The 18,343-nt window shown below is 34.4% G+C and carries 18 protein-coding genes; 17 read left to right on the forward strand and 1 reads right to left on the reverse strand.

All coding sequences use genetic code 11. The annotated features are described in order from the left end of the window. Nucleotides 1–68: 68 nt before the first annotated feature. The 15 genes from AC1RRQ_RS09345 to AC1RRQ_RS09415 all read left to right on the forward strand — a co-directional run bounded on the left by AC1RRQ_RS09345 (nt 69) and on the right by AC1RRQ_RS09415 (nt 14,349). On the forward strand, nt 69–863 hold the full coding sequence (locus tag AC1RRQ_RS09345; protein WP_493022754.1) for a helix-turn-helix domain-containing protein: 795 nt from the start codon (nt 69–71) through the stop codon (nt 861–863). Nucleotides 864–1,061: 198 nt separating this feature from the next. Then, the gene (locus tag AC1RRQ_RS09350) at nt 1,062–1,496 is read left to right on the forward strand and encodes a DoxX protein (RefSeq protein ID WP_493022755.1); all 435 of its coding nucleotides are present in this window, start codon (nt 1,062–1,064) and stop codon (nt 1,494–1,496) included. Nucleotides 1,497–1,512: 16 nt separating this feature from the next. Then, complete coding sequence (locus AC1RRQ_RS09355) at nt 1,513–1,857, forward strand: dimethylsulfonioproprionate lyase family protein (RefSeq protein WP_493022756.1); 345 nt, start codon at nt 1,513–1,515, stop codon at nt 1,855–1,857. A 259-nt stretch (nt 1,858–2,116) separates the two neighbouring features. Then, nucleotides 2,117–2,794: a hypothetical protein gene (locus AC1RRQ_RS09360; protein WP_493022757.1), complete on the forward strand. Its 678-nt coding sequence runs from the start codon at nt 2,117–2,119 to the stop codon at nt 2,792–2,794. A 549-nt stretch (nt 2,795–3,343) separates the two neighbouring features. Beyond that, nucleotides 3,344–3,937 (forward strand): TetR/AcrR family transcriptional regulator, encoded by a 594-nt coding sequence (locus AC1RRQ_RS09365; RefSeq protein WP_071638568.1) that lies wholly within the window; start codon nt 3,344–3,346, stop codon nt 3,935–3,937. Nucleotides 3,938–4,184: 247 nt separating this feature from the next. After that, the gene (locus AC1RRQ_RS09370; protein ID WP_493022758.1) at nt 4,185–5,399 is read left to right on the forward strand and encodes an efflux RND transporter periplasmic adaptor subunit; all 1,215 of its coding nucleotides are present in this window, start codon (nt 4,185–4,187) and stop codon (nt 5,397–5,399) included. A gap of 12 nt (nt 5,400–5,411) precedes the next feature. Then, nucleotides 5,412–8,576 carry an efflux RND transporter permease subunit gene (locus AC1RRQ_RS09375; RefSeq protein ID WP_493022759.1) on the forward strand — a complete coding sequence of 1,055 codons (3,165 nt, stop codon included), beginning with the start codon at nt 5,412–5,414 and terminating at the stop codon, nt 8,574–8,576. Between the two features lie 128 nt (nt 8,577–8,704). Next, complete coding sequence (locus AC1RRQ_RS09380) at nt 8,705–10,123, forward strand: TolC family protein (RefSeq protein WP_493022760.1); 1,419 nt, start codon at nt 8,705–8,707, stop codon at nt 10,121–10,123. A 325-nt stretch (nt 10,124–10,448) separates the two neighbouring features. Next, the gene (locus AC1RRQ_RS09385) at nt 10,449–11,054 is read left to right on the forward strand and encodes a Crp/Fnr family transcriptional regulator (protein ID WP_493022761.1); all 606 of its coding nucleotides are present in this window, start codon (nt 10,449–10,451) and stop codon (nt 11,052–11,054) included. A 71-nt stretch (nt 11,055–11,125) separates the two neighbouring features. Then, nucleotides 11,126–11,863, forward strand: coding sequence for a GNAT family N-acetyltransferase (locus AC1RRQ_RS09390; protein WP_493022762.1), 738 nt, complete (start codon nt 11,126–11,128; stop codon nt 11,861–11,863). Nucleotides 11,864–12,295: 432 nt separating this feature from the next. Further along, nucleotides 12,296–12,676, forward strand: coding sequence for a DoxX family protein (locus AC1RRQ_RS09395; protein WP_493022763.1), 381 nt, complete (start codon nt 12,296–12,298; stop codon nt 12,674–12,676). Between the two features lie 12 nt (nt 12,677–12,688). Beyond that, the gene (locus AC1RRQ_RS09400) at nt 12,689–12,898 is read left to right on the forward strand and encodes a hypothetical protein (RefSeq protein ID WP_493022764.1); all 210 of its coding nucleotides are present in this window, start codon (nt 12,689–12,691) and stop codon (nt 12,896–12,898) included. 77 nt (nt 12,899–12,975) lie between these two features. Continuing rightward, nucleotides 12,976–13,347 (forward strand): VOC family protein, encoded by a 372-nt coding sequence (locus tag AC1RRQ_RS09405; protein ID WP_493022765.1) that lies wholly within the window; start codon nt 12,976–12,978, stop codon nt 13,345–13,347. 24 nt (nt 13,348–13,371) lie between these two features. After that, a complete protein-coding gene (locus AC1RRQ_RS09410) occupies nt 13,372–13,881 on the forward strand; it encodes a DinB family protein (protein ID WP_493022766.1) in 510 nt (169 codons plus the stop codon). Nucleotides 13,882–13,884: 3 nt separating this feature from the next. After that, nucleotides 13,885–14,349 carry a DUF1440 domain-containing protein gene (locus AC1RRQ_RS09415; protein ID WP_493022767.1) on the forward strand — a complete coding sequence of 155 codons (465 nt, stop codon included), beginning with the start codon at nt 13,885–13,887 and terminating at the stop codon, nt 14,347–14,349. 104 nt (nt 14,350–14,453) lie between these two features. On the opposite strand, the gene AC1RRQ_RS09420 is transcribed toward AC1RRQ_RS09415, so the two are convergent. Then, entirely contained in the window at nt 14,454–14,615 is a 162-nt protein-coding gene (locus tag AC1RRQ_RS09420; protein WP_082586828.1) for a DUF1328 domain-containing protein, read from the reverse strand. Between the two features lie 270 nt (nt 14,616–14,885). On the opposite strand from AC1RRQ_RS09420, the gene AC1RRQ_RS09425 reads away from it, so the two are divergent. Together AC1RRQ_RS09425 and AC1RRQ_RS09430 are read left to right on the forward strand one after the other, a co-directional pair. Further along, a complete protein-coding gene (locus AC1RRQ_RS09425) occupies nt 14,886–15,965 on the forward strand; it encodes a glycoside hydrolase family 130 protein (RefSeq protein ID WP_493022768.1) in 1,080 nt (359 codons plus the stop codon). Next, entirely contained in the window at nt 15,946–18,216 is a 2,271-nt protein-coding gene (locus tag AC1RRQ_RS09430) for a glycosyltransferase (RefSeq protein WP_493022769.1), read from the forward strand. Before AC1RRQ_RS09425 ends, AC1RRQ_RS09430 begins: the two co-directional genes overlap by 20 nt. Nucleotides 18,217–18,343 lie beyond the last annotated feature (127 nt).

Below are 18,343 nucleotides of genomic sequence, written 5' to 3' on the forward strand. Positions count from 1 at the left end.
AGAATCAAATTTCAAATTCAATAATCTGAGCAAAAAAATATGCTTACTTTTGAATAAAACAAAAACAAATGATTGATATAAAAACATTTAATCAGGCGGCAGATTTAGAAAATCCCCGACGTGTTTTAAAATATGTACTCGTATTTTGCACCTCGGGAGAAACGACTGTTTCTGTTGATGAAAATGAATTTATATTGACCCAAAACTGCGTTTTAACCATTACTTCCGGGCAGATTCATTACTTTAGAAACATACAAAACGCCACAGGATTTGTTCTTGAATTTACTTATGCTTTTTTCTGCAAAGACGACAACGACATGGAACTCATTTTCCATAACGGATTGTTCTGTCATTTTGCAATGAATGAAATGATCAAAGTCGATAATCCGCAGATTGTTATTAAAGAATTAGAAGAAATTCGAAAAGAAACACTAGAAAAACCATATCAATATTTAATTTCGGTTCACAGCCGAATCGAATTGATTTTAATCGAAATCAACCGAACCAAAATCAACCGCGGTGACGAAATCTACAAACCCGATGCTTTGTTCCTGCAATTCCTGGAAACCGTAATACAAAACTTAGACAAAAATCTTTCGGTAGCAGAGACCGCTAATTTAATTGGCTCAACCGAAGCCAAACTCAACGAACTTTCAAAACTGCATTGCAATAAAACAGCACAAAACATCATTTTCGGATTGATTATTTCTGAAGCAAAACGATTGTTTACTTATGAAAAATTATCAGTAAAAGAAGTTGCTTATGCTTTGGGTTTTAATGATCCTTTTTACTTTTCGAACTTCTTTAAAAAGCATACCAATACTTCTCCGAAATCCTTTAAAGAAAAAGCTGTTGATTTATAAAGTTCTTTAAACACATAGATATTGCTATGTTTATTTTAAAAAGTGAAACGCCTTTTTTAAAGAAAGTAAATCTATGTTTCTATGTGTTAAAAACAACACTCAAAATTTTTATTACATGCTTTTTCTAAGATTGTCTATTCTTTAGCCAAAGTGCTTACAAGATCTTTGTATCTCTAATAATTACTAATAAAATAGTTTATGAAAAGATATCAGGATTATGCCGTTTTGCTTTTGCGGATTGCACTTGGAGCAGGATTTTTATCCGCCGTTTTAAGTCGGTTAGGTTTGTGGGGAGAATATTCGTCCGGCTGGGAAAGTTTTTTAGCTTATACCGAAAAAGTAAATTCTTTTGTTCCGAAAAGTGTTATTCCAACCATTGCTATAATCGCCACACTACTTGAAGCTGCTTTAGCCTCACTCCTATTAATTGGTTATCAAACCAAACTAGCCGCAATTAGTGCTTCAATTCTAACTTTTGCATTTGCACTCGCCATGACTTGCTCTTTTGGGTTAAAAGATCCGCTGGATTATTCGGTCTTTAGCTTTTCTATGGCTTCTTTTCTGTTGTCGACAATTGCCGAATATAAATGGAGTCTGGATCAAATCATTTCTAAAAACAGTAACAATAACTAATTAAAAATCAATAAAAATGGAAAAACAAATCACAAGATCAAGCGAACTTAATTGGAAACCTCTAATTGAAGAAGGCATAAACACAGACGGCATTTCGGCAAAAATTTTATGTTACGATAACATTGCCAAAAGACCTACCACTTTTTTATTAAAATTTGAACCCGGCGCTTCGTACCCCAACCACGTTCACCCAGCCGGGGAAGAAATCTATGTTCTCGAGGGCGAAGTCCGCTCCGGAAAAGACGAATTAAAAACAGGCGATTATTTGTATATGCCTCCCGGAAGTACGCATTCTGTGTTTTCAAGAACGGGATGTACGTTGCTGTTTTTGGTTCCAGAGGAGGTTGTGATTTTGAAGTGATGGTTTAATTAAAAATTTTTGAAAGCCTTTGAAATATTTATTTTGAAGGTTTTTTTGTCAATAATTTTTAGTTTAATATTCTAATAAATAGCAATGAATAAAATAGGTAAAAATACGTGCTTATTTAGATTCTTAAATTGATATTTTTGATAAAATGAAATTCTTTTCTAGTAAACCATTTGTTTTGGGGTTTTCTATAATTTTATTTGACCCCAATTATTCTTCTAAGTCCAATAAAGAGTAAATTATCATAATAACAATGACCATAAAAGCACTGAAAAAATATTTAGACGACAAAAACATTGTTGTAGAACAATGGGAATTAACCACAATTAAATTAATCAAAAAACAGGAAGATTTATTTGAAATTTCTTCGAAAGAAATTGAATCCAATGAAATATCAAGAAAAAAATTTGAAAAAAATCTTTCTAAAAAATTAGATGCTTTTGGTAAATCTGTAGATGAATTATCTAAATATGCTGAAGAAATTGAAAATCTTTCTAATGAAGAACTTGAAAAACGTGGAGATCAAATAATTGCTGGTCTTGAAAGTTCTAAAAATTTTTGGAACGACGAAGATAAAAAAGAGTTTGATTCTATATATTCAGAGTTTCTAGAACAACAAAAAAAAATAATAGTAACAAATCGAATATTCAATATCTTTTTAAAATATGAAGTCACGAAAACGATTATTCAACTTATTATATTTGGGATATCATTTTTCTCTTCTTATTATTTGGGTCTTATTCTTGAGCCACATTTCTCATATTTCAATGACATTTCTGTTCAATTTTTTATTGCTGTGATTCTATTTGCAACTTTAGAGAAATTATTAGATAAATTAGAAACTTACTTGGTATACTGGAGAGTGAGTAAACTTTTTAAATATTTTACAGTATTACTATTTTTAACTAAAAAATTAAAACCGAAACAATAATAAGTTTATTCATCACGTCCCAGCGGGACGAAATATTTATAGAAACAGAAAACCCATTTTATAAGAACCCCATAGAGGTGACATATTTTATAATTTTTCAGATAAGAAATATATCGCTCCTACGGAGCTTTTGTAAATCGCATATATAATAATCTATAAATATTTCATTCCTCTGGAATTTAATTGACAGAAAACTGTTCTTGCCAACTTTGACAAAGTTTTGTTCCTACTCAAATTTCGGTGAAATCTAATGAAAAATACACGTTCTCTCTTAGCCCTGATCGAAACGGCATCCTTTTTTGTCTCGTTTTTTTTAAACGAGACAAAAAAGATAGAGTGAAGAGCAGGACAAATGGTCTTAAAAACCGAAAAATTGCTGCTCCTTAAAAAAATCACGCGATAATAAAGTTCAATAAAATAAAGGCTTCACAAAGTTTTTTAAAATGATCTATGACACGATAAGAAAATATTATGATAAAAATATTTCATAATTAGAAAAACCGCCATACATTTGCCTAACAGTGTTAAACAATTTAATACTCGAATATAATGGCTAGCAAAGATCGAATTTTAAGACAAAAAGAAGAGACAAGGAACAACATCCTTGGCGCTGCTTATGATATCGTAAAAGAAGAAGGCTGGAATGGTTTGAGTATGCGTAAAATTGCCGACAGAATAGAATATACTGCTCCTATTATTTATGAATACTTTTCGAATAAAGAAGCAATATTAGAAGAACTAACAGGCAAAGGTTTTATCAAGCTGACTAAAGAATTGCAAATTGCAATAGACAAATTTGAAAAACCCGAAGATCAGTTAGAAGCCATGTGGATGACTTACTGGGATTTCGCTTTTACTAATACTGAAATGTACCAACTGATGTTTGGTGTTCAAATGACCTGCTGTGCACAGCGATGTTCGGCTCAGGAAGCACCTTACAAATTGTTCACTGGTGTTATTGCTGAAGTAATGAAAGACAGCAATCCTAGTGAAGATATCATTAAACAAAAATATTTTACTTTCTTTTCTGTTATTCATGGTTTAATCGCCATCAACATCATTAACAAAAGTGATATTTTAGAAACTATAAATGCTCAAATTTTGAAAGATGCCATTGGTGGTATCATCAAATCAATACAGTAGATTTTTTTTCAATTTTTACTTAACAGTGTAAAATAATTTAATCTGGATAACATAAAATCCTTTTTTTTATAACCTTAACTTAACACTGTTAGAAAATTTAATAAAGGTAAAACCGAGTTTTTTTACTCCTTTACTTAACATCGTTAGATAATTTAATACTGCTTTAGTATAGAATTAGAAAGGACTTACTGTATGAAAATTTGCGCGCATTTACTTAACAACGTTAGATAATTTAATTTAATTAGATATGAATCCCGAGAATGCCAGAATACCTAAAAATTTAATCCGAGAGAATGTTCAACCAATTAAAACCAATAAAATGAAAAATGTAATTATAACCAGTTTTATTCTGGCCTTAGTATTAAGCAGCTGTGCCGATAAAAATCAGGCACCTACTGCTCCACCTCCACCGGTTTTACCAGTTTTAGCGATCACAAGTGCAAATACAACTACTGATGCTGAATATCCAGCCGCTATACAAGGAACTGTAGACGTTGAGATTCGTCCGCAGGTAAGTGGAAACCTTGACAGAATTTTTGTAGACGAAGGTGCTTATGTGAGCAAAGGACAAACTTTATTTAAAATAAACGAACGTCCATACCGTGAGCAGTTAAACAATGCTTTAGCTAGTCTCCATGCAGCAGAAGCGGCTTTAATCAACGCTAATTTAGAAGTTGATAAACTGACGCCATTAGTTCAAAACAAAGTAGTCTCTGATTATCAATTGAAAACAGCTAAAGCTTCTCAAAAAATTGCTGCTGCCAATATCGAACAGGCAAAAGCAATGGTAGGTTCTGCTAAAATTAATTTAGGATATACAAATGTAACTGCTCCAGTAAGCGGATACATAGGAAGATTACCTAAAAAACAAGGAAGTTTAGTATCAGCATCTGATGTTGAAGCGCTTACTACTTTATCTGATGTTCATGAAGTATTTGCTTATTTCTCCTTAGGTGAAACTGATTTCATCAACTTTAAAGAGCAATATAAAGGAAGCTCACTTGGCGATAAAATCAAAAAATTACCTCCGGTTACTTTGATTTTAGCTGATAACAACGCTTATCCTCAAACCGGAAAAATCGATATGGTTGACGGTCAGTTTGATAAAACTACAGGTGCGATCACTATTAGAGCGACTTTCCCAAATGCAAACGGAACCTTACGTTCTGGAAACACAGGAAGAATCCGTTTAGGGTTACAACACGACGATGCGATTTTAGTGCCACAGTCGGCTACTGTTGAAATGCAGGATAAAGTGTTTGTTTTCACTGTAGGTAAAGACAACAAAGTAACCAAAATGCCTATTACAGTTGTAGGTAAAAACGGTACCAATTATTTAATTAAAGAAGGTGTAAAAACTGGCGACCAAATCGTATTAAGCGGTATTGATAAACTTCAGGATGGACAAGCGATTCAGCCGGAAAAATCAACTAAAGTTGCCCAAGTAACTAATAAAAAATAATTCTAAACGAAAATGTTCAAAATATTTATACAAAGACCAGTACTGGCAACCGTAATTTCCATTTTATTGGTTATTCTGGGGGTATTGGGTTTAACTAAACTGCCATTACAACAGTTTCCAGATATTGCGCCTCCATCGGTTTTGGTAACGGCGGTATATCCGGGAGCCAACGCAGAAACGGTTTTACGTTCTGTGGCACCTTCTATCGAAGAATCTATAAATGGTGTAGAAAACATGACTTACATGAGTTCTACAGCCAGTAACGACGGTACTTTAGCTATTACTGTTTTCTTTAAACTAGGTACAGATGCTGACCAGGCTGCAGTAAACGTACAAAACAGAGTTGCTCAGGCAACGAGTCAGCTTCCTGCCGAAGTTGTTCAACAAGGTATTGTTACAGCAAAACAGCAAAACAGTTTCATCATGGCAATTGGTATGTATACTGATGATGAAGCAAAATACGATCAGACTTTTGTTGCCAACTATGCACAAATTAATATTATTCCGGAACTAAAACGTATTCCGGGTGTAGGTTCTGCCAGTATCTTTGGTGGTGTAAAAGATTACTCTATGCGTGTTTGGTTAAACCCAACGCAAATGTCTACTTATAAAGTAACGCCAAGCGAAGTTATGGCGGCGATTCAGGACAAGAGTTTGGAAGCGGCTCCGGGGAAATTTGGAGAACGAAGCAAAGAAGTTTTTGAATACGTTATTAAATATAAAGGGAAATTAACTAAACCAGAAGATTATGAAAATATTGCTATACGTTCTAATGCAGATGGTTCAGTACTTCGCTTAAAAGATGTAGCGAGAGTTGAACTTGGTGCTTACTCTTATAACAGTTTAACACGTTTAAATGGTAAAAAAGGAATTGTAATTGGGGTGATCCAGTTAGCGGGATCAAACTCAAATGATATTCAGATTGCCATTAACAAAATGATGGAAAAAGCTTCTAAAGATTTTCCAAAAGGCATAAAACACAATATTTTCTATAGTACAAAAGTATCTCTTGACCAATCTATTGAACAAGTAGAGCATACATTACTAGAAGCTTTTATACTGGTATTTATTGTGGTATTTATCTTCTTGCAAGATTTTAGATCAACATTAATCCCGGCTATTGCTGTACCTGTAGCAATTTTAGGAACGTTCTTCTTCATGCAGTTATTCGGATTTTCGATCAATCTTTTAACGCTTTTCGCATTAATTCTGGCGATTGGTATTGTGGTCGATGATGCCATTGTGGTAGTCGAAGCGGTGCATGCGAAAATGGAGCACAAACGCTTGTCTCCAAAAATCGCAACCCATGAAGCAATGCACGAAATAACGGGTGCTATTATCTCGATTACGCTGGTAATGGCTGCTGTTTTCCTGCCGGTTGGTTTTATGGAAGGTTCTACAGGAGTTTTCTATCGTCAGTTTGCCTTTACGATGGCAATTGCAATTGTAATTTCGGCTGTTAATGCCTTAACATTGAGTCCGGCGCTTGCAGCATTATTCTTAAAAGATAATCACTCGGCACACGATCACGATGCCCCTCACGAGAAAAAAGGATTTAAAGAAAAATTCTTTACGGCTTTCAACAAAAGCTTTGAATCGTTGACAAACCGTTATGTAGGCGGATTGAAATTCTTAATCAGAAGAAAATGGTTGAGTTTAGGCGGATTAGCTTTAATTACAGTAGCAACTGTTGTAATGGTAAAAACAACTCCTGCAGGATTTATTCCAACAGAAGATCAAGGATTTATTGCGATTGCAGTAAATACGCCATCTGGAACATCACTAGACGGAACTCAAAAGGTAATGACCGAAGCCGAAAATACTTTAAAATCATTAGAAGCTTCACGATTTGTAACCGCAATTTCAGGTTTCAACTTATTGACAAACTCTACAAGTCCATCTTCTGCTGTAATTTTCGTATTGCTTAAACCAAACGAAGAACGCGGCGAAATAAAAAACATTGACGAATTCATGAATCAGGTTCGTGGTAAACTGGGCGGTATTTCCGGCGGAAGTTTCTTCGTATTCAGTTTCCCAACCGTTCCAGGATTTAGTAATGTTGAGGCTTTAGATTTAGTATTGCAGGATAAAACAGGAGGAAAACTGGATAAATTCAGCGGTATTTCTCAAAACTTTATCGGAGAATTAATGAAACGCCCGGAAATTGCCGTTGCCTTCACTTCTTTCAAAGCAGATTATCCGCAATTACAATTAGAAGTTAATGATGAAAAAGCAAATCAATTAGGGGTAAATGTAAAAGACATTTTACAAACGATGCAGGCATACTTTGGTAGTGCGCAGGCTTCAGATTTCAACAGATTTGGTAAATATTACCGTGTTGTAGTTCAGGCCGATATTGAAGACAGAGCTGATCCAACCTCAATTGACAGAGTTTTTGTAAAAAACAAAACAGGCGAAATGGTGCCAATTAATACATTAGTAAAACTAACTCGTATTTATGGTTCAGAAACCGCTTCCAGATATAATTTATTTAACTCAATTTCTATTAATGCCATTCCGAAACCAGGATTTAGTTCCGGAGATGCCATTAAAGCAATTGAAGAAGTAGCAGCACAACAATTACCTGCAGGTTACGGGTTTGAATTCTCGGGCCAGACTCGTGAGGAGATTTCATCCGGAGGGCAATCGGCAACAATATTCTTACTGTGTTTGATATTCATTTATTTCTTACTTGCTGCACAGTACGAAAGTTACATTTTGCCTTTGGCAGTAATCTTATCGATCCCTGCAGGTATTTTTGGAGTATTCGTAGCTATTGGTTTAACTGGTATTGAAAACAACATTTACGTACAAGTTGCATTAGTCATGCTGATAGGACTTCTGGCCAAAAATGCCATCCTGATTGTGGAGTTCGCTTCGCAAAAAAGAAAATCGGGACAAGCGTTAATTAGAGCTTCTATCGATGCTGCAAAATTACGTTTAAGACCAATTATCATGACATCTCTTGCCTTTATTGTTGGTTTAGTGCCAATGATGAGCGCAAAAGGACCATCGGCTCAGGGAAATCACTCCATCAGTATTGGTGCTGCGGGAGGTATGATTTCAGGGGTAATTCTAGGATTGTTTATCATTCCTGTTTTATTCATCATCTTCCAGCATTTACAAGAAAAGGTTTCTGGAAAACCAGTTGCCGTAATTCATAACGAAGAAAAATAATAAATGGAAAACTATATAACAACAGCTTTGGTCGCCATAATAATGGGCATCGCTTATATATCGTACAGAATCTCAAAAGATCTTGAAAACAGAAAAGATACTTGTACAGAAATTTAATGAAAAAACTAATGAAAAATCATATAACCAAAATTGTGATCATCGCCATTTTGATCACCACTTTAATATCCTGTAAAGTTTCGAAGGATATTGAAACTCCAAAAGATGCATTTCCTGAGAATTTCAGGAATGCATCGGTTTCAAGTGATACAACTAGTATTGCCGATGTGGAGTGGAAAAACTTCTTTACAGAAAAAGATATTATCAAATTGATCGACAGCGCCGTTGCCAGAAACAACGATTTACAGATTGCCGAAAAGAACATTGAAATTGCGCAATACCGTTTTACGCAGTCTAAATGGGGAAATGTACCTCAGGTTAATTTATTTGTAAATGCCAGCACAAGCAATCCGTCTGACAATAGTTTTACTGGATTAAACCTAAATCAGGCAATTGGAGCAAAACATATCGACGACTATTCTGCTGGAGCTTCACTTTCTTGGGAAGCTGATATCTGGGGAAAAATCAGAAACCAAAAGAAAGGAGCTTACGCAGGATACCTTCAATCTGCAGAAGTTAAAAAAGCATTGCAGACTAATATTGTGGCAAATGTTTCAAGAGGATATTACAACCTTTTAATGCTGGACGCACAATTGGATATTGCCAGACAAAATCTTCGTTTAAATGATAGTACAACGAATATTATCAAATTAAAATACGATGCTGGTCAGGTAACCACTTTAGCGATTCAACAATCGGAAGCACAGAAATTAAACTCAGCGCAATTGATTCCGTTATTGGAACAAAACATTGCGATTCAGGAAAATGCTTTGAGTGTTTTAACGGGTTCTTTCCCAAATTCAAAAGAAAGATCAATTCGTTTAAGCGCAATTGAAGTAAAACACAATACAGCAGTTGGAATTCCGTCTTCATTAGTAAGCAGAAGACCTGATGTAAAAAGTGCCGAACTGGCCCTTAAAGCTGCGAACGCAAATGTCGGTATCACGAAAGCGGATTTATACCCAGCTCTCAGAATTACGGCTCAAGGTGGTGTAAACTCATTTGAAACCAGCAATTGGTTTAACATTCCGGCTTCATTATTCGGAACTGTTGCTGGAGGTTTAACACAGCCTATTTTTAACAACAAAAGAGTTAGAACGCAATATAATATCGCTGTCGCGGAAAGAGAAAAAGCCGTTTTAAGCTTTAGACAATCGGTTTTGGTTGCCGTAAGCGAAGTTTCGGATGCTTTGGTTAAAGTAGAGAAATTACAACAACAGGAAACTTTCTTAAAAGAAAAAGTAAAAACATTACAACAAGCGATTAAAAATGCTAACCTTTTGTTCAAAAACGGTATGGCAGAATATCTTGAAGTTTTAACTGCGCAAGCCAATTTATTGCAAAGCGAACTAGAACTTGCCGATATTAAAAGACAACAACTTACAGCCAATACAGACTTGTACCGCGCTCTAGGCGGCGGCCGGAAATAATACCCGTTACCCGTTAATTATTTATTTTTTGAGATGAAAACGCTGTGAGACTTAGGTTTCATGGCGTTTTTTAATTTACAGTTGTGATGGCACACGGATAACACGGATTCGCTTTGGCGAAAGCGCAGATTAAAACGGTTTTTTTATGTCATTGCGAGGAACGAAGCAATCTCATTTGCTAAATTAAATTAGCCACTTTATATTAGTGTGGTTGCTTCGTTCCTCGCAATGACTAACATTGTACAATAAATCTTGTGCTTATTTCTTATTTTTGAAAAAGCAAACTTCGTGTCTTAGCGCCTTAGCCGCAAAACCACCCAAAAAAATGACTTTAAGTAAAGAAACGTATCTCAAAAACCTAAAACTAACTTTCAACAGTTACGCTCCAATCTCCAATAAATCCTGGGAATTGATAGAAAATATTGCAACATTTCAATCCGTTCAAAAAGGAGAATTACTTTTACAGAACGGACAGGTGGCGAAAGATTTGTATTTTATTGCTCAAGGCGCATTAAGGGCTTTTATTATAGATGCCGCGGGAAATATTTACAACAAAAATATTTTTCTGGAAGGCAATTTTGCGGGTTCTACGGCCTCTTCTTTACAACGAAGTCCATCGGAGTTTTCGATTGAAGCCCTGGAAGATTCTCTTCTTCTAAAAATGAATTATAAAAAATACCGCGACCTTATTTTCGAAAATGACGATTTAAAAAACTTCTATATCGCTTATTTAGAGAAAAACTGGGTAATCGAAAAAGAGCAGAGAGAAATTGCTTTGGTCATGCAAAACGCAACCGAAAGGTATATAAAGCTTCTCGAAAAACACCCGGATATTGCAGAACGGATTCCGCTATTGCATATCGCATCTCATTTAGGCATTACTCCAACGCAGTTAAGCCGAATTAGAAAAAGTCTCGAAAAAGATTGGTAAATCAACATATGTAAAGGCTTTCCCGAAACCGTAGTTTTATCTTTGTCTGTATAATTAAATTCGTCTTTAAAATGAAAAATATAAACCTCATCGAAGATAATATTGACAATCTTACCGGTTTATGGAAAACCGTTGGAGCTCCTTTCCTATCCAATCATAAAATTGATTCTTTTGAATACTGCAAAATCGAAAATTCGGGCTGGCCAAATAAATTATGGCTTCGCAAAGATATTACCAAAAATGACCTGACAGCAATTACCCAAACCATGCAATCGACTTCAGGTTTGGTTTTGCCTTACTTTGATATTTACGACTCAAAAGCCTATGAAATACTCGAAGCTTATGGTTTTACCTTAAAATCAGAACAAGTGGCAATGGTCTTAAAACTAGATCAAAAGTTTACTTTGCAAAACAATCTGAGTTTTAAAAAAGTTGTAAATGAAGAAGATGCCAAAATCTGGTCTGATTTATATCCGAATGCTTTTGGATACGTAATCAGTAAAGAAATACTCGTTCACAATCATAATAACGTTCATTTTTATTTGGTTTCATTGGAAAAAAAACCAATTGGAACTTTTATGCTTTTTCAAACCGAAGATACAATTGGAATTCATGGTGTAGGCGTAATTCCGGAAATGCGAAGAAAAGGTTTCGCCGAAGAAATCATGAAATTCGCCCTAAACTTATCCATCGATTTAAATGCTGATTATGCACAGCTGCAAGCCTCAGCAATGGGAAAAGACATTTATACACGATTAGGTTTTGAGGATTTGTTTTTGATTAAGAATTATGTTTTAAGCGCTGAATAATAACACACTGATGACGCGGATTCGCTTTACCAAAACACGGATTAGCGCGGATTTTTTATCTTGTTTTGTCATGTTGAGCGTAGCCGAAGCGTTCAATACAATCTTGTCAAAGTTTCAAAATTTGACGAAGTTTTTTTTATTCTAATTCTTTCGTATTTTATGTCAGGCTGAGCGAAGTCGAAGCCCATGTAATCAAAATCGATAATCTTTGTAGAGCCTCTGTGCGATCCTTCGACTTCGCTCAGGATGACAAACTGTATGTTAAGTTCCAAACTAACAACTAACAACTAACAACTAACAACTAACAACTAACAACTAACAATTAAACTTGTCCCAAATGCCCCTAAAATAGTCGTAAATACCTATTTCATGAAAAAATAAGAATAGTACATTTGTAATACATTAACTAATAACTATTTAAAAATAAACCACATGAAAAAAGCAAAAATTATTTTTTGGATTACAACTACTATTATTTTCCTTTTTGAAGGCGTTATGCCAGCCTTGACTTCTCAGACCGAATTGGCAAAAGAAGGAATCAGACATTTAGGTTATCCGGAATATTTTGGAAATGCACTGGTAATTTTCAAAATATTGGGCGTTTTGGTATTGGTCATTCCATCTATTCCTAAAAATGTAAAAGAATGGGCTTATGCCGGATTTGGTTTCGATTTTATATTTGCTTCAATAAGTCATTTTGCAGTTGACGGAGTCAATTTTCAAAGCTTTTTCCCTTTGATCTTTTTAGTGATTCTCGCAATTTCGTATATCTATTATCACAAAATAGAGCGATACAAAAATATCGCTTTGTAAAACACCTTTACGATGATAGAAGTTTTCAAAACAAATGTTCAGGAAGTCGACCAATCTATAATGATTGTGGGGAAACTTCTTGAACATTTCCCCACCAGTGTTGTCAATTTTGATCTCGAAGATTGTGATAAAATCCTTAGGGTTCACGCCTCCTCTATTTCCAACCATAAGATAATCGAACTTCTAAATTCGTATGGCTTTCATTGCGAAGTACTTTTGTGAAATCTTAATTTACTGATTCACAAAATATTAAAATAAAAATCGTACTTTTAAAATCCCAATTTTTAAAATATCAAAAAATGAATATTCCAGCAGAACATCAAACCATAATGCCTTATTTGATTTTAAAAAATGCCTCGAAGTTCATTGATTTTACACAAAATGTATTTGGCGCATCAGAAACCAATACCAAATCAGTACGTGAAGACGGAACCATTATACATGCCGAAGTGACTTTAAACGGGAGCACGATCATGATTACAGATGAAATTGAAGACTGGGCAAAACAGACTTCTCATTTATTTGTTTATGTACCCAATGCCGATGAAACTTACAAAAAAGCATTAGAAAACGGAGCCGTTACTCTAATGGAATTAAGCGATAAACATTACGGAAGAACCTGCGGTGTAACAGATCCGTTTGGAAATGTGTGGTGGATAACTTCTCTATAATAATCAATTTAAAAAATCAATAATATGAAGACAGATGTGCAAAAAGATATTGTTGAAACATTCAAAAAACTAAACGAGACGCTTTCTAAATTTTCTGAAAGCGAATTGAATCTCGTTCCTTATCAAGGAAGCTGGACAGCCGGACAAACAGCGCAGCATATTATTTTGGCCTGCTCAGGATATCCGGAATTATTTGCAGGTAAAACCGAAAAAACTACCCGAAAACCCGATGAAAAAATCAAAGATATTGACGGATTATTTTTAAACTTTAATATTAAAATGGATGCTCCGGTATTTCTTAAACCAGAGAAAAAAGAATACAGCAAAAATGCTTTAAATATAGATTTACTCAAAATCGAATCAGAGTTGTTAGATTGTGCCGAAAAATACGATTTAACGCTGACTTGTCTTGATTTTCAGGTTCCTGGTTTTGATACATTTACGATGTACGAATGGATTGATTTTGCATTAGTCCATACACAAAGACATACCCATCAATTGAATAATATTTTTCAGTATATAACTAAACTTTAAAATATGAGATCAAAATCCAGAACCATTTTGTATTCCGGTTTGTTATCTGGTACTTTAGATATACTGGCAGCCATTTTAATTTATGCGGTACTATTACATCAAACCACCGCAGTAAAAATTCTGCAGTCTATTGCAAGCGGTGTTTTTAAAAAAGAAGCTTATACCAGCGGATCGCAAATGGCTTTTTACGGATTGCTGCTCCATTATTTTATTGCGTTTATATTCTCTTATATTTATTTTAAAATATACCCTCATTTTCCTTTTCTGCAGAAAAGCCTTTTACTTTCGGGATTTATCTACGGTCTCTTCGTTTGGATTGTGATGAATCTAATTGTACTGCCAATCGTTTTCCCGAAACTGCCGCCAAAACAATTCGATTTCCCTTTATTGCTTTCCATATTAATATTGATATTCTGTATTGGTCTTCCCATTGCGTACGTAACCAAGAAGTTCTATACAAGACATTAAAAGTTTAAGTTCAGTTTAAAAAACCTGAAACCTGAAACAAATAAAAACAAAAGCGAAATCAACCCTAAAGTCAACTTCGCTTTTTTTGATTTAACAATAAAAGTTTAAACTCTTGTTCTTCCGCTTATTAATGAAATAACAAATAAGACTAAGAATATAAAGAATAAAATTTTTGCGATACTAGCAGCTCCGGCAGCAATACCGCCAAAACCAAAAATTCCGGCTACTATAGCCAAAATTATAAATGTGACTGTCCAACGTAACATAACAATAAAATTTAAGTTAGAAAATATGACTTTTTGCAAGTCTGATTTGTTTGTCTCTCAAAGTTCCTTTTTACTTACAAAAACTATTAACTCAAATACGATATTTTTTAGCCCAATCAACTACAAATCATAATTTTATCTGCCTTTTTTAGAATTTTAGTTTTAACCTTATACAATTCCCATGTAAATGCTTTAGAGTCAATTTTTTGATCGATAGAGTTAATCGTGGCTCTGTTCACATGGTAATTTTAATCAAAATTAAAAAGCGGTATGGAATTGGTCAAAACACAACACATTTTAGCTGTAAAACTAGGTGTGATTTTAGAAAAAACAGACAGACCTTTCGAAGAATTAGGTGTTTTAAATCCGGCCATATTTCAAGATGGAAATAACGTTCATATGTTTTACAGAGCAGCAAAAAGAGGAAATTTTTCAACTATTGGCTACTGTAGATTTGAAGGTCCGACAACTCTCGCAGAACGTCGCACCGAACCTGTTTTTGTACCGGAATATATTTATGAAATTCATGGAGTCGAAGATCCCAGGATTACAAAAATCGACGACATGTATTACATGACCTACGTAACATACGATGGTTTAAATGCCTGCGGTGCTCTTGCAGTATCAAAAGATTTAATTTCGTTTAAAAAGAAAGGAATTATAACGCCAAAATTCATTTTACACGAATTCACCAATTTGATTCGCAAACATTTACAAAACCCAAGTGTTGCCAGAATACTAGCTTTTAATACAGAAAAAAATTATCCTTTAAGCGAAACCATAAAAGATAATTTATTTGTTTGGGACAAAAACATGGTTCTTTTCCCTAAAAAAATAGACGGAAAATTTGTGGCTTTACACAGATTATTTCCTTCAATTCAAATCGTTTCTTTTGAAAACAAAAAAGAGCTGACGGTAGATTTTTGGGAAAATTACCTCAAAAACCTGCCAGATCATATTGTAATGGAACCCAAATACGATCATGAAACAAGTCATATCGGGCCGGGCGCTCCGCCAATTGAAACAAAAGATGGATGGCTGTTGATTTATCACGCTGCCGAAAAACGCGAAAAAGGTCTTGTTTACCACGCCTGTGCTGCTTTGTTGGATCTCGATGATCCGAGTAAAGTAATAGGGCGTTTAACAAACCCCATTATTACGCCATCTGAATATTATGAAAGACACGGTTATGTAAATTATGTTGTTTTCCCTACCGGAACAGCCATTTTTAATGACCAATTATATATTTATTACGGTGCTGCCGATGACAAGATTGCGGTGGCTTCTCTGAACCTTAACGACTTATTAAACGAACTAAAACAGAACTCCCATGAAGACGATATCAAATAAATCGAAAATTGTTTTTCTTTCTACATTTCCGCCAACACAATGTGGAATCGCAACTTATACGCAAGATACTATAAAGGGAATTACCGATGTTTTTGGTAAATCTATAACTTGTGAAATCTGCGAATTGGTCAACGAACCAAAAGCAAATCCTACACAAGCCTTTACTTTAAATACAAAAGATAGAGCAGAATATGCAAAAGTTGCCGAAGAAATTAACAAAGACAAAAATGTAAAATTAGTTCATATTCAACATGAATTTGGTTTATTTGGAGGTAATTACGGAGATCATTTATTAGACTTTTTAAATACAATAAAAAAACCGGTAACTTATACTTTTCACAGCGTTATTCCAAACCCGAATAACGAATTGAAAACTTTTGTAAAGTTACTTTTAAGCTACAGCAATTCGGTTTTTGTAATGACAAACCAATCAAAAGAAATTTTGATTAACGATTATAATATCAACGAAGAAATCATTACATGCGTGCCTCACGGAACCCATATTGTAATTTATGAAACCCCGGAACAGGCAAAAACAAAATTCGATATTCAAAACAAAATTGTCCTTTCTACTTTTGGACTTTTAGGTGAAGGAAAAAATATCGAAACCGGTTTGCAGGCTTTGGCTAAAATCGTTAAAAAAGAACCAGATGTTCTTTACTTGATTATAGGCAAAACGCATCCAAATTTAATTAAAGACGGTGTTGACACTTATCGCGATAAACTCGAAGCAATTGTTGATGAATTAGATTTACGCAAAAATGTTCGTTTCATTAATCAATATTTAGATACCGAGGAACTTCTAGAATATTTAAAAGCGACCGATATTTATTTGTTTACTTCAAAAGATCCAAACCAGGCCGTAAGCGGCACTTTTGCTTATGCAATGAGCTGTGCTTGTCCAATGGTGGCATCAAAAATTCCGCATACAAGAGAAGTTTTAACTGAAGATTGCGGGGTTTTAGTTGATATCGGAAACGTAGATCAATTTGCAGAAGCCACTTTAAAACTTATTGCCGATGAAAATTTAAGACACGAAATGGGAATTCAGGCTTTTACAAAAATGAGAGCTTCGTCTTGGGAAAACGCCGGATTGACACACATGAATACGTATAAAACATTAATTGAAAATCCAGCTGATATTAAATACAGCTATCCGGATATTCAGTTACGACATATTAAAAAATTAACTACAGATCTTGGTATTATTCAGTTCAGTAAAATTTCGGTTCCCGATTTAGATTCTGGTTATACCCTTGATGATAATGCGCGTGCTTTGATTGCATTTTGTATGCACTACAAGCTGACAAAAGACAAAGACGATCTTCCGTATATTTTAATTTATCTTGACTTCATCGAAAGATGTCAGAAACCAAAAGGAGATTTTATCAACTATGTAGATCAGGAAAATCGCGAACACGTAGAACAAAATGCCGAAGTTAATTTAGAAGATTCAAACGCAAGAGCCATTTGGGCTTTAGGAACAGTAGTTTCTAATGCGGATATTCTGCCGGAAAACATTTCCAAAAAAGCAGCAAAATGTTTCTTGAATTCCTTAAAATGGGCCGAAAATATTCAATCTCCTCGTTCTATTGGTTTCGCTACCAAAGGTTTGTATTTGTATCATAACGCCATTCCAAATTTATATGTGGCAGCCATCATCAATAAATTAAACTCTAAATTACTGGCTCACTATGAAGAAACAGCTTCTGAAGACTGGCAGTGGTTTGAAAATTATCTAACATACGGAAATGGAGTACTGCCAGAATCTATGTTATACGCTTACTTAATTACCAATAAAGCTGTTTATAAAAAAGTAGCCCTGGATTCGTTAGATTTCTTAATGTCTAAAACATTTATCGACGGAAACTTTAAAGCCATTTCTAACCAAAGCTGGTATCATAAAGGTGCAGAACCTCAGGAATACGGCGAACAGCCAATTGATGTTACCTATACCATTCAGACTTTAAATGCGTTTTATGATGCCTTTAAAACTCCGGAATACAAAAAGAAAATGAAAACTGCCTTTAACTGGTTTTTAGGTAAAAATCATTTAAATCAAATTATGTACAATCCGGTAAGCGGAGGCGGATATGACGGACTTGAAAAAGAAAACGTAAACTTAAATCAAGGTGCAGAATCGACTGTATGTTATTTAACCGCAAGATTGTTAATGGAAAAATTTTCGCTTTCAGAGTCAAAAGTTATTCCCTTAATGAAATCCAGAACCGGTGTTGCGATTAACTCATAAAAAAATCAATTTTTTAAATTCCAATTTTGGATTTGGAATTTGGAATTTGGAATTTGGAATTTGGAATTTTCAAATTTGGAATTTAAAGATTATATATTTTAAAATACTAGCCAAAATTCTATTAAAC

This window comes from Flavobacterium sp. GW821-FHT12A05 (genome assembly GCF_058807735.1).